The sequence below is a fragment of the Mesorhizobium sp. BH1-1-4 genome, from assembly GCF_020165665.1.
Classification (GTDB): domain Bacteria; phylum Pseudomonadota; class Alphaproteobacteria; order Rhizobiales; family Rhizobiaceae; genus Mesorhizobium.
The window spans coordinates 508,319-525,935 of record NZ_JAIUIN010000001.1; the positions used below are offsets into that span (position 1 = coordinate 508,319).

Here is a 17,617-nt window from a genome sequence, read left to right on the forward strand (position 1 = left end):
ATCCTAGTGGCCAAAATACATCGACATGATCTCGCCGTGGTCGAGGCTTTCGCCCGGCTTGATCTCGGTTGCCACCGCGCCGTGATTGACGAGGTAGAGTTGCTGCGTCAGCTCCAGCAGGAATTCGATGTCCTGCTCGACGACGATGAGCGGCACGCCGCCGCGCGAAATGTCCATGACGGAGGCGCAGAGCTCGTCCTTGATCTTGGGCGCCAGCCCAAGCGTCGGCTCGTCGAGGATCAGCAGGCGCGGATGGCTCATCAGTGCGGTACCGATCGACACCATCTGGCGCTCGCCGCCCGACAGCGTGCGCACGCGCTGGCGCCAGCGTTCGGCGAGTTTGGGGAACAGCTTGACCACCTTCTCGCGGTTCTCCGCCTCATGCGGGCGGGCGCGCGGCGAATAGGCGCCCAGCGCCATGCAGTCGGCGATGGAGAGGTCGGGAAACAGCCGGTTGCCCTGCGGCACATGGATCAGGCCGGTGCCGACGATGGCCCGGGCGCTGAGCCCCGATATGTCCTGTCCGTCGAATTGGATGCGGCCGCTTTTGGGCTGCAGCAGCCCGGAGATGGCGCGCAACAAGGTCGTCTTGCCATGGCCGTTCGGCCCGAACAGGCCGACATTGCCGAAGCGCCCGGCCTCCAGCGAAATGTCGTGCAGCACGGTGACGCGGCCATAGCCGGCGGTGATGCCTTCGACGGTGAGAATAGGGCTCACGCCACCGTCCTCCGGGTTCCGAGATAGGCCTCGATGACGCGCGGGTCGGCGATCACGCTCTCCGGCTCGCCGGCGGCAAGCACGCGGCCATTGTTGAGCACCAGCAGATGCCGCGACAGGCTCATCAGGAAGGTCAGCACATGTTCGATCAGGAGAATGGTGATGCCGCGCTCTGCGGTGCGGCGGATCAGACCGATCGACGTCTCGATCTCGGGCTTGGTCAGGCTCGACGCCGGCTCATCGAGCAAAAGCATGCGGGGCTGCATGGCGATCGCGGTGGCAAGCATCAGGCATTTGCGTTCGAAGACCGAAAGCTCGCCGGCCAGCCGCCCGAACGACGCTGATCCCAGACCGACGAATTCCAGCGCCTCGGCAGCGCCGTCACGGGCCGCCGCGGCCGTCTTCTCTTGCTTGCCATAGCTCGCGCCGATCAGCGCGTTCTCGAACACGGTCAGCCCGTCGAAACTGGTCTCGCGCTGAAAGGTGCGAGCAAGGCCAAGGCGCGCGATGGCATGCCCCGGCTTGCCGTTGATGGCGGTCCCGTCAAAGCGGATGTTGCCCCTGTCCGGCCCGAACGGGATGCCGGTGATGATGTTGAACAGCGTGCTCTTGCCGCTGCCGTTCGGGCCGGCGATACCGAAGATTTCGCCGGCCTCGACCTTGAACGACACGCCATCGACGGCCTTCAGCGAACCGAAGGCCTTCGACACGTCGTCCAGTTCAAGCAATGCCATTAGCCTATTGCATCCACGGCTGCGGCTTGAAGGCGCCGGTGGCGTATTTCTCCGGCGAGATCAACGTGCGCTGGCCATCCCAGATCTGGAAGAAGGTGATCGGGATATAATCGTCGCCCTGGGTGGCGAGGTGCGTGGCCGGGTCGAATTTCAGCCGGCCTTCCGCAACCTGCTTGTCGGTCTCCGACAGCGCCTTCATGATCGCCGCATGGTCGGATGCGCCGCCGACTTTCTTGACCGCGTCGAAATAGACATTGGTCATTTCGTAGAGGCCGACGCCGTAGGTGCCGCTCTCGACGCCGTATTTCGCCTTGAACTTGGCCGCTACCTCGTCGGCACGCGGGTTCTTAGGTGTGGTCAGCGCGCCGCCGAGAAGATTGTAGATGACGCCGTTCGACTTCTTGCCGGTCAGTTCGACGAATTCCGGAACGCTCGGCGCATATTGCAGGAAGACCAGGCTCTTGGTCGGCTGCTCGAGGAACTGGTTCAGGAACGATGCCGAATTGCCCGGCAGATAGTCGGTGTTGATGATGACGTCGGGAACGTTCTCGCGCACCTTGGCGAGGATCGAACGCCAGTCGGTGACCTCGCCGAACGGCACGATCTCGTCGACGGTGATGGTCCAGCCCTTCTCCTTGAAGGTCTTCTTCATGCCTTCCGAGATGGTCTTCGAATAGGCATTGTCGGAGGAGATGATGGCGACCTTCTTGGTCGGCAAGGTGATCTTGCCGTCCGCCGCGAGCTTCTCGACGAACAGGGTGACGTCGGTGTTGTAGGCGTCGAAGGACGGCGTCAGCGACCAGCAGCACATGTATTTGTCGGGGTTCGGGGCGATGATGTCCCTGGTCTGCTGCGAGGTGGCCGCCAGCATGTAGGGCATCTCGGCCTCGGCCATGTTGTCGATCTCGAAATTGGTCAGGCTGGCGTAGCCGGTGAGCATGAACTGCACACCAGGATCGCCGAGCAGGCGCTCGACCGCGCTGGTGACGTTGCCGGCCGACTGATCCTTGACGTCGCCGACCACCAGTTCGAACGTGTTGCCGGCAACGCCGCCGGCCGCGTTTGCCTCGTCGATCGCCATCTGCACGCCGCGCTGGAACTCCTGGCCGTCGGCCGCGGCCGGGCCGGTGATCGGCGCCAGCAGGCCGATCTTGACGACATCGGCGAAAGCGGGGGCGCTTGCCGTGGCGAACGCCGCGATGAGAGCCGTGCTCATCAGCATGTGGCGGATTCTGTTGCCTGCGGATTTGGATTTCATCGTGCCGTTCCCTGTTTTCCTCCCGTTCATCGGGAGTTGGATAATTGACAATCTACGCATAATTGTTCTTATTTGAAAAGGATTTTTCAACGCAACCTGACCGGGAAGACGGTTCCCGCAAAGGTATAGAAGCCATGGCAGCTTTGCTGCGCATCTGCACTAAAACAAGGCAATTCCAGACGGAGCGGACCATGACGACCTCGCAGAAGACCCTTGAAACCAGCCACGGCAAGATCGCCGTTCGCGAGACCGACGGCAAAGGCACCGCCGTGCTGCTGATCCACGGCAATTCGTCGTCAAGCGCGGTCTTCCGCAACCAGCTCGAGAGCCCGCTGGGCGACCGCTACCACATGATCGCTCCCGATCTGCCCGGCCACGGCGCATCCGGCGACGCCATCGATCCCGATCGCTCCTACAGCATGGAAGGCTACGCCGATGCGATGACCGAAGTGTTGGGATTGCTCGGGGTCGGCAAGGCCATCGTCTTCGGCTGGTCGCTCGGCGGCCATATCGGGCTGGAGATGATCGACCGTTATCCCGGCCTGCTTGGCCTGATGATCACGGGCACCCCGCCGGTATCGCCAAAGGAGGTCGGCAACGGTTTCAAGCAGAGTCCTCATATGCACCTTGCCGGGCAGGAAACCTTCAGCGCCGACGATGTCGAGGCCTATGCGCGCAGCACCTGCGGCGTGCCGTTCGAGCCGTTCCTGATCGACACGGTGGCGCGCACCGACGGGCGGGCGCGGCGCCTGATGTTCGAGAAATTCGCCGCCGGCACCGGCCGCAACCAGCGCGAGATCGTCGCCGGCAAGACGCCGCCGATCGGCGTGCTCAACGGCATCGACGAACCGTTCGTCAACACCGATTTCGTCGCGGCGGTCAAGTTTTCCAATTTGTGGGAAGGCAAGTCGCATCTGCTTGACAAATCGGGCCACGCGCCGTTCTGGGATTCACCCGACCGCTTCAACCCGATCTTCGCCCGCTTCCTGGCGAGCGTGGATCCGGCATAGACCCGCCACAAGGCCACCGATCGGCGGCCATCGTCCAGAATGCGTCCCGGCACGGGCACTGCTGGCCGCGTTGCACTGACGGCGAGGGGCCGTCGCGACCGGCAGCGTTGGCAAACGCATGCCAGTCCGGCTATTACGGCAAAGCTGCGCAGGACAGTCAGCTTTTCCGTTGGAGTGCGACATGACCGTATTTACCCGCCGCGGACTGCTCAAGACTGCCGCGGTTGCCGGTGCGAGCGGCGTCGGGCTCGCCGCCATGGGCCGGCTGGGCGGCTTCGCCGCGACGCCTGAGCCGATAGAGCTGCGAACGGCGAAAATCGCGGCCAAGCTGATGGACGGTGGCCAGACCAACAATGTGCTGACCTATGGCAATGCCGGGATGCCGCCGGTGATCAGGATGAAGAAAGGCGAACCCTTCGCCGCGCGCCTGGTCAACGCCATAGACGATCCGACGACCATCCACTGGCACGGCATCCGCGTGCCGAACAAGATGGATGGCGTGCCGTTCCTGGTGCAGCCCTATGTCTATACCGGCGACCATTTCGACTACGCCTTCACCCCGCCGGACGCCGGCACCTTCTGGTACCATCCGCACTGCAATACGCTTGAGCAGATGGGCCACGGCCTGACCGGCGTGATCGTGGTCGAAAACCCGAAAGATCCGAAATTCGATGCCGAAGTGGTCCTCAACCTGCGCGACTGGCGCCTTGGCGACGACGCCCAGTTCATCGACCAGTTCCGGCCGCGCGATGCGGCGAGAACCGGCACTTACGGCACGGTGCGCACCGCCAACTGGCTAGACCAGCCGCGATACGATGCGCCGGCCGGCGGGCTGGCGCGTCTGCGCGTCGCCATTACTGACGTCACCCGCATCTATGCCTTTCGCGTCGACGGGGCCGAAGCAATGGTGATGGCGCTGGACGGCAATCCGGTGCCGCAACGCTTTTCGCCCGACGCCTTGCTGCTTGGGCCCGGGCAACGCATGGAACTCGCCATCCGCATGCCGGACGAGGAGGGCGCGATCGTCAGCCTGCGCGACGTCAGGGGCACCAAGCCCAAGGTGCTCGCGACGCTGCGCGCCACAGGCAATTCGCTGAAGCGGGATAGTCGCGACCTAGCACCGCTGGAGGTCAATCCGGTGGCCGAGGTCGATCTCAGCACTGCCCAGCATATTTCACTGGCGCTAAGCGCTACAGCCGAAAACATCCCCAGCGACGGCATCTGCGGTTCGCTCGGCTACAGTTTCTGGGCCATCAACAAAGTGCCGTGGCCAGGCGATACGCCGGACCCGACGGCGCCTTTGGCCGAACTGAAGCTCGGCAGGAGTTACATCATCGACATGGAGAACCTGACGCCGCAATCGCACCCGATGCATCTGCACGGCATGAGCTTCAAGGTGCTGTCGTCATCGACGCGTCCGGTGCAGCCGTTGATTTCGGACACCTACCTTATCCAGCCGAACGAGAAGGTGAGCCTGGGCTTCGTCGCCGACAATCCCGGTGACTGGCTGCTGCATTGCCACATCATCGAGCACCAGAAATCGGGCATGACGAGCTACGTCAGGGTGGTCTGAGTCACCCTCGGCAAGGCCGCGTCGTCCGCGACCTACTTGCGCAGCTGCGCCTCGATCTCGTCAAGCACCTTGTCCTTGCCGATGCCGGTGAGGAAGGCGAGGCCCTTGATGACCGGCTTGGTCACCGAAGCCGAGATCGGGGTCGTGGAGACGATGAAGTCGACACTGTCGGCCAGCCCCGGCACTTCGGTCGCCTTGGCCTGTTGCGCGTTGAAGGTAAGGCCGCGCTTCTTCATCGCCTCGGTGACGGCAACGTTGACCGCCGTCGAGGTGGCGATGCCGGTGCCGCAGGCAAAGAGAATTGTTTTCTGTTTGGACATTTGCTGCTCCTCCTTGGGTTATCAGCCGAGCACGGCACGCACGTCGTCGAGGTTCCTGGCCGACCTCAAGCCGTCCAATGCATCGGGGTTCTGGATGGTGGCCATGACGGACTGCAGCGCTTCAATCTGCTTGTCCTTGTCATTGATGGCAAGCAGGAAGACGAAGCCGACCGGCAGCTTCTCGTCGGGATCTTCCATGTTGGCGAAGATCACCGGCTTTATCAGCGTGCCCATCGCGATGCCGGGCTTCAGCACATGCTCGGGATCGGTGTGCGGCACCGCGACATTGTCGGCGCGTTCCAGCGGCAGTCCCGTCGGGATGGTCATTTCGCGGCGCACCACCGCGTCGGCATAGGAGCTTTTGACATAGCCGAGAGCCTCGAGCCGGCCGGCGAGGATGCGGATGATCTCCTCATTGGTCGAGGCATCCGATCCGAGCACGATGGCATCGGGATCCAGAAGCTGCATGAGGCTGTCGGACATGTTCTGCTCCGTTATGAATCGTGCGCCCGCGAAGGGCGCACGATCGTTTCAAATTGAGGCGCGATGAAGGGTCAGGCCGTGCCTTCGGCAGGCTCGTCCTCGGCGCCCGCCGCCCGCTCCCAGCCAAGCGTATTGCGGCGATAGAGCACGAACAGGGCAGCTATGACCACCGCGATGAGGATGATGCCAGCAAGCCCAAGCCCTTGGATCGCCTCGATGATCACGTAGGGAACCCACAGGAAGCCGTCGACCACCGAGGTGATCTGCAGCGCATCCGCCGGCAGCTTGAAGCCCGATGCGACGGCCGCGCTGGTGAACAATGGAGCCAGCGCGTTGGCGACATAGAAACCGATCGCCAAGGTCACCGTGCCAATCACCACCATGCGGAACACATTGCCTTTGACCAGCGGCGCGGTCATGGCGACGATGAACGGGATGACCGCCAGGTCGGCGAACAGGATGACGCGGTTGCCCGGCAGGATCACCGACAGGATGATCGCGATCGGCACCAGGATCAGCGACGACGAGATCGCGGCGGGATGGCCGATCAGGATCGCCGAATCGAGGCCGACGAGAAGCTCGCGGTCGCCGGTGCGCTTGCGCACGAATTCCTGCGCCGCGTCGGAAACCGGAAGCAGGCCTTCCATCAGGATCTTGACCATACGCGGCAACAGCAGCATGACCGCCGCCAGCGTCATGCCGGTGCCCAGCACCTTGGCCAGTACCGTGCCGAGATCGCCGGCATTGTAGAAGGCGATGGCGCCGAGCACGAGGCCGATGATCAGGCCGAGCACGACCGGTTCACCGAACACGCCGAAGCGGCGTTCGATGGTTTCGGTGTTGATGTTGATGCGGTTGATGCCGGGAATGCGGTCCATGATCCAGTTCAGGATGATGGCGATCGGCAGGATCTGCGCCGAGGCGAGGTGCGGCACCGAGATGCCGGGCACGCCGTAGAACTGCTGCACCGCGCGCGCCGACCAGTCGGCGAAAAGCAGCGACAGCGCTGCAACGAGCGCCGCGATCGCAATGCCGTAGGCCAGATTGTCGGTGGCGGCAACGACAAGCGAACCGACGAAGGCGAAGTGCCAGAAATTCCAGACGTCGACATTGAGCGTGCGTGTCATGCGCGTCAAAAGCAGCACGATGTTGACCAGAATGCCGACCGGGATGACCCAAAGCCCGACCGACGAGCCGAAGGCGATCGCCGCCGCCGAAGGCCAGCCGACATCGATGATGTCGCGATGGATGCCGGTGTTGGTGACAATGGCCTTGGCCACGTCGCCGATCGACGTGAACATCAGGCCAAGCACGAGGTTGATACCGATGAAGGCGACGCCGATGGTCACGGCGGCGCGAAAGGCCTTGCTGACCTTGGCGCCCAAAACCACGGCAATGATGAAAATGACGATCGGCAGCAGGACTGTCGCGCCGAGCGTGTCGATGGCCCCCTTGAGGCCAGCAAGTAGAGTATCCATTCTTCCTCCCCTGGAGCCGCGGGCTCTGCCCGAAGATGCTCCGTTGATCTCGTCAACGCCTTTGCCGCCTTGGCGCAAAGGCCTCCCCTACCTAACGAGAGGCGGAATGCTCGTCCGAACAGGCTGTCGGAATGAACATTTGCCTTTGTTAGCAAACGAATGTTTTATTGGGGCTGTTCACGGCAATGTCAATTGGCAACCCTTTGGGCCAATAATTCGCGGCGAATGCAGCTTTTCCCGGCGTTTCCGTTGGAAATCGCCGGCCGCGAGCGGTTTCATTGGCACAGCGGACCCGTCCCTGCTAATTCGGCCCCAAATCAAGAAGCTGTGGACATCCCCTGCATGACCAATGTGGCCTTGACCGGACTTGCCCGCGATCTCGCCAGACGCGCGGCCGAGGGCCGCCCCGTGCGCATCGGCGTCATCGGCTCCGGCGAGATGGGCACCGACCTTGTCACGCAAGGCATGCTGATGCCGGGCATCGCGGTCTGCGCAGTCTCGACGCGCCGCCCGCACACCGCGCGCGACGCCATCCGTATCGCCTATGGTGACGAAGGGATGGCGGTCGAGGCCGACGCCGCGTCGACAGTCACCGCGGCGATAGAGGCGGGAAAAATAGCCATCACCTCGAATGAGATGCTGGTCACCAATCCACTGATCGACGTCGTCATCGACGCCACGGGAAAACCCGGCGTCGCCGCCGATTTCGACCTCATGGCGATGGAGCATGGCAAGCATCTGGTCATGATGAATGTCGAGGCCGACGTCACCATCGGCTGCTACCTCAAACAGCAGGCCGACCGGCTCGGCGTCGTCTATTCGGTCGGCGCCGGCGACGAGCCGTCGAGTTGCATGGAACTGATCGAGTTCGCGTCCGCCCTCGGCCTGACCATCGTCTCGGCCGGCAAGGGCAAGAACAACCCGCTCAACCACGATGCCGTGCCCGACGACTATCGCGAGGAAGCGATCCGCCGCAACATGAACCCGCGCATGCTGGTCGAGTTCGTCGACGGCTCCAAGACCATGGTCGAGATGTGCGCCATCGCCAACGCCACCGGACTGGTGCCCGACGTGCCCGGCATGCATGGTCCGAAGGCCGACCGCGACGACCTCGTCAAGGTGTTGATCCCGCGCCAAGACGGCGGCCTCCTGCTGAAGAAGGGTGTCGTCGACTACACCATCGGCAAGGGTGTCGCGCCCGGCGTCTTCGTCATCGTCGAGGCGACGCATCCACGCATTATCGAGCGCATGGACGACCTGCATATCGGCCACGGCCCTTATTACAGCCTGTTCCGGCCCTACCATTTGACGTCGCTGGAAGTGCCGCTCACCGCAGCCCGCATCGTGCTGTTCGGCAAGCCCGACATGGTGCCGCTGCCGAGGCCGGTCGCCGAGGTCTGCGCGGTCGCCAAGCGCGATCTCGTGGCCGGCGAGACCTTCGATGCGGTCGGCGAGACGTGTTATCGCTCCTGGACCATGACCGTCGGCGAAGCCCGCGCCCAGCGCGCCGTCCCGGTCGGCCTGCTCGAGGGCGGCAAGGTGTTGAAGCCGGTCAGGAAAGGCGATTTGCTGACGGCCGACAATGCCGCGCCCGACCAGACGACCAGGCTGTTCGCCTTGCGCAAGCTGCAGGATGAGCTTCTGTACGGGGCCTAAAATTGCATTTGGCAGGCCGGCCTCTCTGGTCTTGTCATGACAAGTTCACTATATTGTAGTGACAACGGCCCGGAGGCTTCCAAAATGAATCTCCAGATCAGAGACCCGCGCGCCCGTGATCTCGCCCGGCAGCTTGCCGAAAAGCGAAAGATTTCAATGACGGAGGCGGTGATCGAAGCGCTCGAATCCGAGCTTGAACGCGAACGCGAACAGGTTCCGCTGGCTGAGCGACTGGCCGCCATCGCGAACGACCTGAAGGCCAAAGGCGGAAGCGGCGGCAGGGATTTGACCAAGGATGAGATCGACGAGATGTGGGGACATTCCTGATGTTCATCGACACCTCGGTGGTGATCGCCGTCCTCGCCGGAGAGGAAGACGCCGCCGAATGGAGCCGCCGGATCGGGCAGGCCTCGATACGGGTAACATCTCCGCTGGTCGTGCTTGAAGCTGCGATGCGGCTTTCATCGAAGTTGGTGGTGGAGCCGCTCTTCGCTGAAAAGGCGATAGAAGATTTCCTGCGCGAGGCCGCAATCGAGGTGCTTCCGATCGAAAGCGGTGATGCCAAGCTCGCGATCCAGGCCTTTTCGGACTATGGCAAAGGTCGCGGCCATCCGGCTCAGCTCAATCTCGCCGACTGCCTGTCATATGCATCGGCAAAAAGCCGTGGAATGCCTTTGCTCTACAAAGGCGAAGACTTTTCCCATACCGATCTGGCTTGAGCTCTGCTTCCCCGACCCTATGGTCTAGAACTCAGCCGCGCTGACGCGGACTCCACGGCGAACAGGGGCGCGTCGGTTTCCTGCTGTCATGACGTCTCACGAAGCGGCGCGGTTCATTTTCCCAGTTCGATCGACCTTAGCCGCGCCGCTTCCACCGCTTGCGTGAGCAGGTTGGTCAGCCGGTCCTCGCCCATCAGCACGCCAAGCGCGGCCGCCGTCGTGCCGTTGGGGCTGGTCACCTGCTGGCGTAGCACGCCCGGATCCTCACGGCTTTCCGCCGCAAGCGACGCGGCGCCGTAGACGGTCTGCATGGCAAGCAGCTTGGCGGTCGCCGCCGGCAGGCCGGCCTTCTCGGCGGCCACGGTCAGCGCCTCGATGAAATGGAAGATGTAGGCCGGCCCCGATCCGGACACGGCGGTCACCGCGTCCATCAGGCCTTCGTCGTCGATGGTGGTCACTTCGCCGCTCGCCGATAAAAGATCCGCGACGAGGCGCTTGGCGTCGTCGGAAACGAGGGGGTTGGAATAGACCACCATCATGCCCTTGCCGATGGCGGCGGGTGTGTTGGGCATGCAGCGCACGATCGGCGCGCGGTTGCCGAGGATCGCCTCGAAGGTGGCGGAGGGTGTGCCGGCGGCAATGCTGACAAATGTGGTGCGGCCGTCGCCGAAGCGCTTGTAGGCGGCGGTGACGTCACGGATCACCTGCGGCTTCACGGCGATGACGACGAGGTCTGGCACGGCGTCCGCCGGTATGGCTCCGGCTTCCGCCGCCGTGTCGCAGCCCAGGGCCGCCGCGCGCTGGCGCAGGTCTTCATTGGGCTCGACCACGAAGACCGCCGAGGGTGCAAGCTTGCCGGATTTCAGCCAGCCCGAGAGCATGGCGTAACCCATATTGCCGCAGCCGGCGAGAACAAGCCTGGTCGTCATCGAGAGCCCCCCAAGGAAAGGCCATGACATAGACGCTCGCGGATCGGCGGGGAAGCCCTCTCAGGATCGCTGCACGGGCGCGCGCACCGCGATCGGCCGCAGCGACACTTGCCTGAGGCCCAGCACGCCGAAGACGAAGAACAGCCAGACCGGATCGCCGCGATGGAAGAAGAAGCTTTCGAGAAAGGCGTTGAGGGCGGTGAACAGCACCACCATCATGAAGAAATCGCCGAGAAAGATGTTTTCCTTGCGCAGCGGAATGCGCATGTAGTCGCGCAGCGGCGCGATGAGGAAAGTGTAGACGGCGACGCAAAGGGCAGGGATGCCCATCAGCACGGCGATGTCGAGATAACCGTCATGGCCATGCACGATGGTCCTGATGTCCCACGGGCGGTCGAAGGGCTGGTCCTGGTTGAACAGCAGCGGCGTGCCCCAGAAGCTCTCATAACCGTAGCCGGTCCACGGTTTCTTCGCCAGCATCGAGCCGGCGAACTCCCACAGCGTGGTGCGGCCGGTGTAGGTCATGTCGGGAAAATAGATCGCCGCCAGATGTTTGACCGGCGGCAGGAAGACGATGCCCAGCGTGCCGACCGCCGTGGCGATGACCGCCAGCGCAAACAGGATCGGCGTGCCGAGCCGCATGCCCATCAGGCTCGGGAACATCACGATCAGGATCGAGAACGGCACCAGCCCGGCGGTGGTCTTGGAGCCGGTGTGCAGCATGAAGATCATCGCCGCGCAGAAGATACCAGCGCCCCACCAGCGCTGACCGCGCCGATAGAGATAGAGGCCGGCGAAACTGAAGCAGGCCATGATAGGTCCGGCGATGTTCTTGTGGGTGAACACGCCGCGCCACAGGCCGGCATGTTCGGGCTCCTGCGAGTCGGCCGTGTGCATCGCCTCGTGCGGAAAGGCGATGAGGCCGAAATAGGACAGGCCCATCACCACGACGGCGGTGAAGACGATGACCCTTGAAAAGGACTCGGCGTCGCGGGGCAGCGCCAGGATCGTTGCCATCGTCAGGATGCCGATCATGGTGAAGGACGCAGCGCGCATTGCCGAGGGCGGATCGGTCGCCAGCACCACCGACAGGAAGAAGAAGCCGAGCATCAGTATCCAGGACGGGCTGAGCAGCGAGCGCACGACGCGCGGATCGGCGAAAGCCGTCAGCGCGAAGATCGAAACAGCGCCGAGCGAGCCGAAGCCGAGCTGGTTGACGATGTCGCCGCCGTCGCCGGTGAGTTCGGCGCCGGCCGGCTGGAACGGGCGGAAGGACACCATGATGACGGTGAACAGCAGCGCGGCGATCGCGGTCGCCACGCCGTCGCGCGTGAATGCGGCGCTGAGCGGGGGGCGATCAGTTTTTCTCAGGCTGGCGGTATTGCTCATTGGCATATCCGAATTCGGCCAGCACGCGGCCAAGCGCCACATGGATGGGATAGAGCGCGATCGCCGGCGATCCGGTCCGCGCCAGCCGCATGATGCCGCGAAGCGGCGAGGCGGCAAGCAGCGCCAGGCTCTTGGCGAACACCTTGGCACCGCCGAAGGGCGTGCCGGCGCGCTTCTTCTTTTCCACCAGTGTCGAGATGACACCGTTGCGCAGGCTGCGGGCGCGGATCCAGTCGCCCTCGACGCGCCGGGCCGGAACCGTCTCCCGCACCTTGGCTTCGGCGCACCAGCCCAGCACGAAGCCCTTTTGCGCCGACCGGCTGAGAAAGTCGGCGTCGCCGCCGCCCATGAAATTGAATCTGAGATCGAGGAACGGCGGCCCCATGGCGGTCAACACGTCGCGCCCGACCAGAAGATTGCCGGACGAATAGAGCGCGGGCACCCGCCCGGTCTCCCGGTAGGGCGGCGCGAAGACAGGATGGCCGGCCCATTTCACATGGGCGGGATCGGCAAAGACGGGCACTTGCGGGCCGCCAACGATATCGGCGCCGAGCGTTTCGGCAGTGCCGCACATCCGCTCCAGCCATTGCGGATCGGCGAGTTCATCATCGTCGATGACCAGCAGATGCCGGAAGTTCGGGAAATGCAGGATCGCCGTCTGCCAGCCGGCATTATAGGCGCTGCAATTGCCGCGCTCGTGCGCGATGATGACCATGCCCGGTATCTCGCCGCGTTCGAACAGCGGCAGCGCCGCCTTGGCGCCCTCCCGCGCCTCGGCTTCGTTTTCCATGACGATGACGGCAAAGCGCCTGCCGGTTTGTTGCGCGCGCAGCGATGCCAGCGTCTCCAGCACCTGTTGCGGCCGCTTGAAGGTCGGCAAGGTGACGATCGCTTCGACGGCCTCCACGTCGAGCCGGGGAGACCGTCCCGCGATCGATACCGAACCGTCCAATGGCAAAGGGATCATCCGTGTCCAGCCGCGTCGTGAGTCGCGTTCTGGTAGCACCACGGTGATAAGGTTTCGTTAATCACCTTGCACGGAGAAGCCTGCCAGGCATGGGCTTTGGCACGTTGGTCGTGCTCGCTTAATCAAGGGTTCACCGCGCTTTGCTACCGGCTACACCACAGGATAGTGAGATGCATCTGCTGTTCGCCACATCGATCGTGCCCGACGGTGCTCTTGCCTCGGGCTACGAGATCGCCAACGCCGCGGTCATCGCCGCCTTGCGGCGCGCCGGCGCGCGCGTGACGGTGATCGGCTTCACCTGGCCCGGGAAAGTCGCGATGGATCCCGAAAATACTGTGGTGCTTGGTGAAATCGACGTGCGCACCGAAAGTGCTTCCCCGCTGCAAAAGCTCGCCTGGCTCGGCAAGGCAGTATTTTCGGGCCTCACCTTCGCGTCGGTCAAGTTGCGTGCGGTGTCCGAGCACGATGTTCAGTCCGCCATCGAACGAGCCGGTCCGTTCGACGGCTATGTGCTGAATTCCGTGCAGTTCGCCGGCGCTTTCGAAAAGCTCTTCGGGGACCGGCCCTCGATCTTCGTCGCCCACAATGTCGAGCATCTCTCGGCCCGCGAGAACGCCGTTGCCGCCGACGGCATTTTCCAGCGCCTGCTGTTCCGGCGCGAGGCAAGGCTGCTCAAGCTGGTGGAAGAGCGCCTCTGCAGGCGTGCGCGCTTCGTCTTCACGTTGGCCGAGGAGGATCGCGTGGCACTCGGTGTCGCCTCGGATGACCGTTCGGCTGTGCTGCCGCTGGTCACCGGCGCCACGGCGCCAATCCCCAAAGGCCGACGTCCGATCGACTGCGACGCGGCCCTGATCGGCACCTGGACCTGGCAGCCGAACCGCATCGGCCTCGACTGGTTCCTGGGCAAGGTGGTGCCGCATCTCAAGCCTGGTTTCCGTATCCGCATCGCGGGCCACATGCCTTCCGGCGTCACCTCGGCGCATCCGGGGGTCGAGTTCGTCGGCCGTGTCCCGGACGCCAGGGCTTTCGTCCGTGGCGCGGCCGTCATCCCGCTGATCAGCACCGCGGGCAGCGGCGTGCAGCTGAAGACCATCGAGACATTCGAGCTTGGTCTGCCCTCGGTCGCAACCAGCCGCTCGCTGCGCGGCATCGACCATCGCCCCGTCAATTGCGTGGTCACCGATGACCCGGCCAGCTTCGCCCGGTCACTGGAGGCAGCCGCGGCCGATATCCACGATGTCGATGGCGGCGCCTTCCATTGCCAGCAGGTCAAGGCGCTCGATGCCGCGGTGCGTGTCGGCCTCGAAAAAATCGGCGCTGTCCGGCAGGAGGTGTTCGCATGAACATGCACGCCGCCCGCGCCGCGTTCGGGCTCGACAGTCTGAAAATGATCCTCGGCATCCCGGTGCTCGCCATCCGGTGGAACGATGCGATCGCCCTGCTTAATCGCCTGCTAGCCGAGAAGCGCTTCACCAAGGTGAGCTTCCTCAACGCCCACAATGCCAACATCGCCTATACCGACCCGGTCTTCGCCGAGGCGCTCGACGATTTCCTCATCCTGCCGGACGGCATCGGCGTCGATCTCGCCGCGAAGCTTCTCTACGGGGCGCCGTTTCCCGACAATCTCAACGGCACCGATTTCGTGCCGGCCTTCCTGCAGGCCTCCAAGAGGCGGCTGACCGTGGGGTTGCTCGGTGCGACGCGTGTCAACGCCGAAGCAGCGTCGGCGAAGCTGGCGGCACTTGCCGTACAGCACGATTTCGTGGTCATTCACGATGGCTATTTCTCCGCCGAACAGGAGCCGGAGATCATCGACCGGATCGCAAAACTGCGGCCTGACATGCTGCTGGTCGCGATGGGCGTGCCGCGCCAGGAGCTGTGGATCGAGCGCCATATCGACGAACGCCACTGCACGCTGCCGGTCGCGGTCGGCGCGTTGCTCGATTTCCTGAGCGGCTCGGTGCCGCGCGCCCCGCTATGGATGCGCCGGCTGAGGCTGGAATGGCTGTTCAGGCTGGCGGTCGAGCCCGGCCGGCTCTGGCGTCGCTATGTGGTCGGCAATCCCGTGTTCCTGTGGCGCGTCGTCAAGCAGAAATGGTCGCGGGGTGCCGAGACCGTCACGGATGCTCCCGGAGAGTTTCGTTGAACAAGCGCTTCGTCCCAGACCCGCTGGCTGGCCCTGGCGTGTTGGCGAAAACGCCGACGGCAGCGGTGGTGACGGCAAGCTACGCCCCGGATTTCGAACGCTGCCGCCTGCTGTGCGAAACGCTCGACCGGCACGTCTCCGGTGCCGCGCACCACTACATTCTGGTCGAACATCGCGACCTCGCGCTTTTCCGTCAGTTGGAGACCAGCCGCCGCTCGGTCGTCAATGAACGGGACCTCTTGCCGCGCTGGCTGCGCGCCTTCGACGATCCGCTCAGCCTGTTTCGCCGGCGCGTCTGGCTCAGCCTGAAGACCCAGCCGCTGCGCGGCTGGCATGTGCAGCAACTGCGCCGGATCGCTATTGCGGCGCACGCCGCGGAAGACGTCCTGATCTTCTGCGATTCCGACGTCGCTTTCCTGAAGGCGTTCGATTGCGGTGCCTTCTGGCACGATGGGAAGGCGCGCCTGTTCCGTCGCGATGGCGTGCTCGCCGATGACGGCCACGACGAGCACCGCCTGTGGTCGCGCAATGCCGGTGCGGCACTCGGCATCGACCCGTCCCGGACATCGGCCCATGATTACATCTCGACGCTGATCGCCTGGCGTCGGGACACGGTGCTTGCCATGTGCGGCCGGATTGAAGAGATCCATGGCCGGGACTGGGTCGAGGTCATAGGCTCGGCGCGCAAATTCTCCGAATGCATGATCTACGGCCGCTATGTCGATGATCTGCTGGACGGAGCCGGCCACTTCCACGGTTCGGAGGAATTCTGCCGCGTCCACTGGACGGGCGAGGCGCTGTCGGACGACGAGTTCCGCCGCTTCGTCGCCGGCATGGCGCCGGAGCAGGTGGCGATCGGCATGCAGTCCTTCATCGGTACCGATATCGGCCGCATCCGCCGCCTGATCGGGCTTGATCGCTGACTTGTTCTAGATTGCCTTCGCCGGTCTGCGCAGCGCCGAATAGGTCAGCAGCATCGACGCGAGATAAAGCAGCAGGAAGACGATGTTGAGCGACAGCACCAGATCGGATGTATCGGTAATGGTCGTCAGCACATAGGTCAGCAGCAGCGCCTTGAGCGCGGCGAGCAGGCCGAGATTGAGCGCCCGCACCAGCGTCTGGCCGCGCGCGAACAGAAGCTCGGCCTGGTATTCGACCAGATTGCGCAATCCCGGAACGCAGATCGCCAGCGCCACCAGGGGCGCGGCTTCCGAGACATTCTTGCCAAGCGCGTTGGGGAAGAAATGCAGCACGATGCCAAGCGCCGCGAGCGCCGCCGTCGAGACCGCGAACACACCGCCCTCGATGCCGCTCTTGACCGCCAGCCGCGACAGGAGTTCGGGAGCCCGCATCATGCGCTGCACGAGCATCATCGAGAAGGTGCGGATCGGGATCGCCGTCAGGTCGACCAGCCGCATGATGATGGCATAGATGCCGGCCAGATGCGGGCCGCCGATCGCCAGCACCAGCAGCTTGTCGAATTCCGATTGCAGGTAGAACAACACCTCGGCGCCGGCGACATAGATCGAATCGGCGAGCCGCCGCAGATAGAGCTCGATGCGCAGCCGCAGCCTCTGGCGCGGATAGAACCAGCCGAAGGCGAGCAGCAGCGAGGCGGTGTTGGCGCCGATATAGAACCAGGACCACGCCCAGATGCTGTGCTGTGCCGAGAACATGAAAAGCACCGCGCCGAGCGCCCTCAGCGCGGTTGCCAGGATCGCCAGCACGGCGGCACGGCCGAATTTGCCCAGTCCGTTGTTGACGATCAGCGCCACTTCCACCGGCCGCCACAGCAACGCCTCGGCAAAGACGATCGCCGTAAATACCGACAGCGGCACGGTGCCGGCGAAGAAGAGCAGGTAGACGCCGAAGGAGGCGGCGGCCAAGAGCGGCAGCGAGGCGACGCCGAGCAGCATGAAACCCGCGGTGAAGGTGCCGATCAGATTGGGGCGGATGGTGGCGGTGCGATAGAGTGCCGAAATGAAACCGAAGGCCAGGATCCGCGACAGCATGACGCCGGCCGCCGAGGCGGTGGCGAACATGCCGAATTCAGCGATCGAGAGCGTGTTGGCGAGCGCGATGAAATAGGCGAGTGAAAACACCAGTCGCCCACCGGCGCCGCTGATGGCTGAAAAATAGTCGCGCACCAGCCCCCGTCGTTCGGCCAGGAAGGTGCCGATCCGCGCGAAGGTCCGCCTTTGCGGTATGTCGCTGGCCTCAGTCATAGGTCAAGGAAAT

The 17,617-nt window shown here is 63.9% G+C and carries 18 protein-coding genes; 8 read left to right on the top strand and 10 right to left on the bottom strand.

Annotated features, from left to right (window positions below; translation table 11 throughout):
* Positions 1-3: 3 nt before the first annotated feature.
* Genes LB569_RS02320 through LB569_RS02330 form a run of 3 tightly spaced genes read right to left on the bottom strand, consistent with a single transcriptional unit; the run spans position 4 to position 2,709 of the window.
* Positions 4-717 carry an ABC transporter ATP-binding protein gene (locus LB569_RS02320; RefSeq protein ID WP_224690888.1) on the bottom strand — a complete coding sequence of 238 codons (714 nt, stop codon included), beginning with the start codon at positions 715-717 and terminating at the stop codon, positions 4-6.
* Positions 714-1,451, bottom strand: a complete 738-nt coding sequence (locus tag LB569_RS02325) for an ABC transporter ATP-binding protein (RefSeq protein ID WP_224690889.1) — start codon at positions 1,449-1,451, stop codon at positions 714-716. Before LB569_RS02325 ends, LB569_RS02320 begins: the two co-directional genes overlap by 4 nt.
* 4 nt (positions 1,452-1,455) lie before the next feature.
* Positions 1,456-2,709: an ABC transporter substrate-binding protein gene (locus LB569_RS02330; protein ID WP_224690890.1), complete on the bottom strand. Its 1,254-nt coding sequence runs from the start codon at positions 2,707-2,709 to the stop codon at positions 1,456-1,458.
* A 191-nt stretch (positions 2,710-2,900) separates the two neighbouring features.
* Between LB569_RS02330 and LB569_RS02335 the strand changes: the two genes are divergently transcribed.
* A complete protein-coding gene (locus LB569_RS02335; RefSeq protein ID WP_224690891.1) occupies positions 2,901-3,719 on the top strand; it encodes an alpha/beta fold hydrolase in 819 nt (272 codons plus the stop codon).
* Between the two features lie 181 nt (positions 3,720-3,900).
* Entirely contained in the window at positions 3,901-5,292 is a 1,392-nt protein-coding gene (locus LB569_RS02340; RefSeq protein WP_224690892.1) for a multicopper oxidase family protein, read from the top strand.
* Between the two features lie 32 nt (positions 5,293-5,324).
* Here LB569_RS02340 and LB569_RS02345 read toward each other — a convergent pair whose 3' ends face one another.
* From LB569_RS02345 to LB569_RS02355, 3 genes are all read right to left on the bottom strand, one after another.
* A complete protein-coding gene (locus LB569_RS02345) occupies positions 5,325-5,612 on the bottom strand; it encodes a PTS sugar transporter subunit IIB (RefSeq protein WP_140705971.1) in 288 nt (95 codons plus the stop codon).
* 21 nt (positions 5,613-5,633) lie between these two features.
* On the bottom strand, positions 5,634-6,095 hold the full coding sequence (locus tag LB569_RS02350) for a PTS sugar transporter subunit IIA (protein ID WP_224690893.1): 462 nt from the start codon (positions 6,093-6,095) through the stop codon (positions 5,634-5,636).
* A gap of 71 nt (positions 6,096-6,166) precedes the next feature.
* A complete protein-coding gene (locus tag LB569_RS02355) occupies positions 6,167-7,573 on the bottom strand; it encodes a PTS galactitol transporter subunit IIC (protein ID WP_224690894.1) in 1,407 nt (468 codons plus the stop codon).
* Positions 7,574-7,915: 342 nt separating this feature from the next.
* Between LB569_RS02355 and LB569_RS02360 the strand changes: the two genes are divergently transcribed.
* The 3 genes from LB569_RS02360 to LB569_RS02370 all read left to right on the top strand — a co-directional run bounded on the left by LB569_RS02360 (position 7,916) and on the right by LB569_RS02370 (position 9,948).
* Positions 7,916-9,229 carry an NAD(P)H-dependent oxidoreductase gene (locus tag LB569_RS02360; RefSeq protein ID WP_224690895.1) on the top strand — a complete coding sequence of 438 codons (1,314 nt, stop codon included), beginning with the start codon at positions 7,916-7,918 and terminating at the stop codon, positions 9,227-9,229.
* An 84-nt stretch (positions 9,230-9,313) separates the two neighbouring features.
* Positions 9,314-9,556, top strand: a complete 243-nt coding sequence (locus tag LB569_RS02365; protein WP_224690896.1) for a type II toxin-antitoxin system VapB family antitoxin — start codon at positions 9,314-9,316, stop codon at positions 9,554-9,556.
* Entirely contained in the window at positions 9,556-9,948 is a 393-nt protein-coding gene (locus LB569_RS02370; RefSeq protein ID WP_224690897.1) for a type II toxin-antitoxin system VapC family toxin, read from the top strand. The genes LB569_RS02365 and LB569_RS02370 overlap by 1 nt, the downstream gene beginning before the upstream one ends.
* Before the next feature lie 113 nt (positions 9,949-10,061).
* On the opposite strand, the gene proC is transcribed toward LB569_RS02370, so the two are convergent.
* From proC to LB569_RS02385, 3 genes are read right to left on the bottom strand one after another with little or no spacing between them, the layout of a single operon-like run.
* Positions 10,062-10,877, bottom strand: a complete 816-nt coding sequence (gene proC, locus LB569_RS02375; protein ID WP_224690898.1) for a pyrroline-5-carboxylate reductase — start codon at positions 10,875-10,877, stop codon at positions 10,062-10,064.
* 60 nt (positions 10,878-10,937) lie between these two features.
* Positions 10,938-12,266 (bottom strand): O-antigen ligase family protein, encoded by a 1,329-nt coding sequence (locus LB569_RS02380; protein WP_224690899.1) that lies wholly within the window; start codon positions 12,264-12,266, stop codon positions 10,938-10,940.
* Positions 12,235-13,233, bottom strand: a complete 999-nt coding sequence (locus LB569_RS02385; protein ID WP_224690900.1) for a glycosyltransferase family 2 protein — start codon at positions 13,231-13,233, stop codon at positions 12,235-12,237. The genes LB569_RS02380 and LB569_RS02385 overlap by 32 nt, the downstream gene beginning before the upstream one ends.
* Positions 13,234-13,403: 170 nt before the next feature.
* Between LB569_RS02385 and LB569_RS02390 the strand changes: the two genes are divergently transcribed.
* Genes LB569_RS02390 through LB569_RS02400 form a run of 3 tightly spaced genes read left to right on the top strand, consistent with a single transcriptional unit; the run spans position 13,404 to position 16,302 of the window.
* Positions 13,404-14,576: a glycosyltransferase gene (locus LB569_RS02390; RefSeq protein ID WP_224690901.1), complete on the top strand. Its 1,173-nt coding sequence runs from the start codon at positions 13,404-13,406 to the stop codon at positions 14,574-14,576.
* The gene (locus LB569_RS02395) at positions 14,573-15,379 is read left to right on the top strand and encodes a WecB/TagA/CpsF family glycosyltransferase (RefSeq protein WP_224690902.1); all 807 of its coding nucleotides are present in this window, start codon (positions 14,573-14,575) and stop codon (positions 15,377-15,379) included. The genes LB569_RS02390 and LB569_RS02395 overlap by 4 nt, the downstream gene beginning before the upstream one ends.
* Positions 15,376-16,302 carry a DUF6492 family protein gene (locus LB569_RS02400; protein WP_224690903.1) on the top strand — a complete coding sequence of 309 codons (927 nt, stop codon included), beginning with the start codon at positions 15,376-15,378 and terminating at the stop codon, positions 16,300-16,302. Before LB569_RS02395 ends, LB569_RS02400 begins: the two co-directional genes overlap by 4 nt.
* A gap of 6 nt (positions 16,303-16,308) precedes the next feature.
* Here LB569_RS02400 and LB569_RS02405 read toward each other — a convergent pair whose 3' ends face one another.
* Positions 16,309-17,604 carry a lipopolysaccharide biosynthesis protein gene (locus LB569_RS02405; protein WP_224690904.1) on the bottom strand — a complete coding sequence of 432 codons (1,296 nt, stop codon included), beginning with the start codon at positions 17,602-17,604 and terminating at the stop codon, positions 16,309-16,311.
* Positions 17,605-17,617 lie beyond the last annotated feature (13 nt).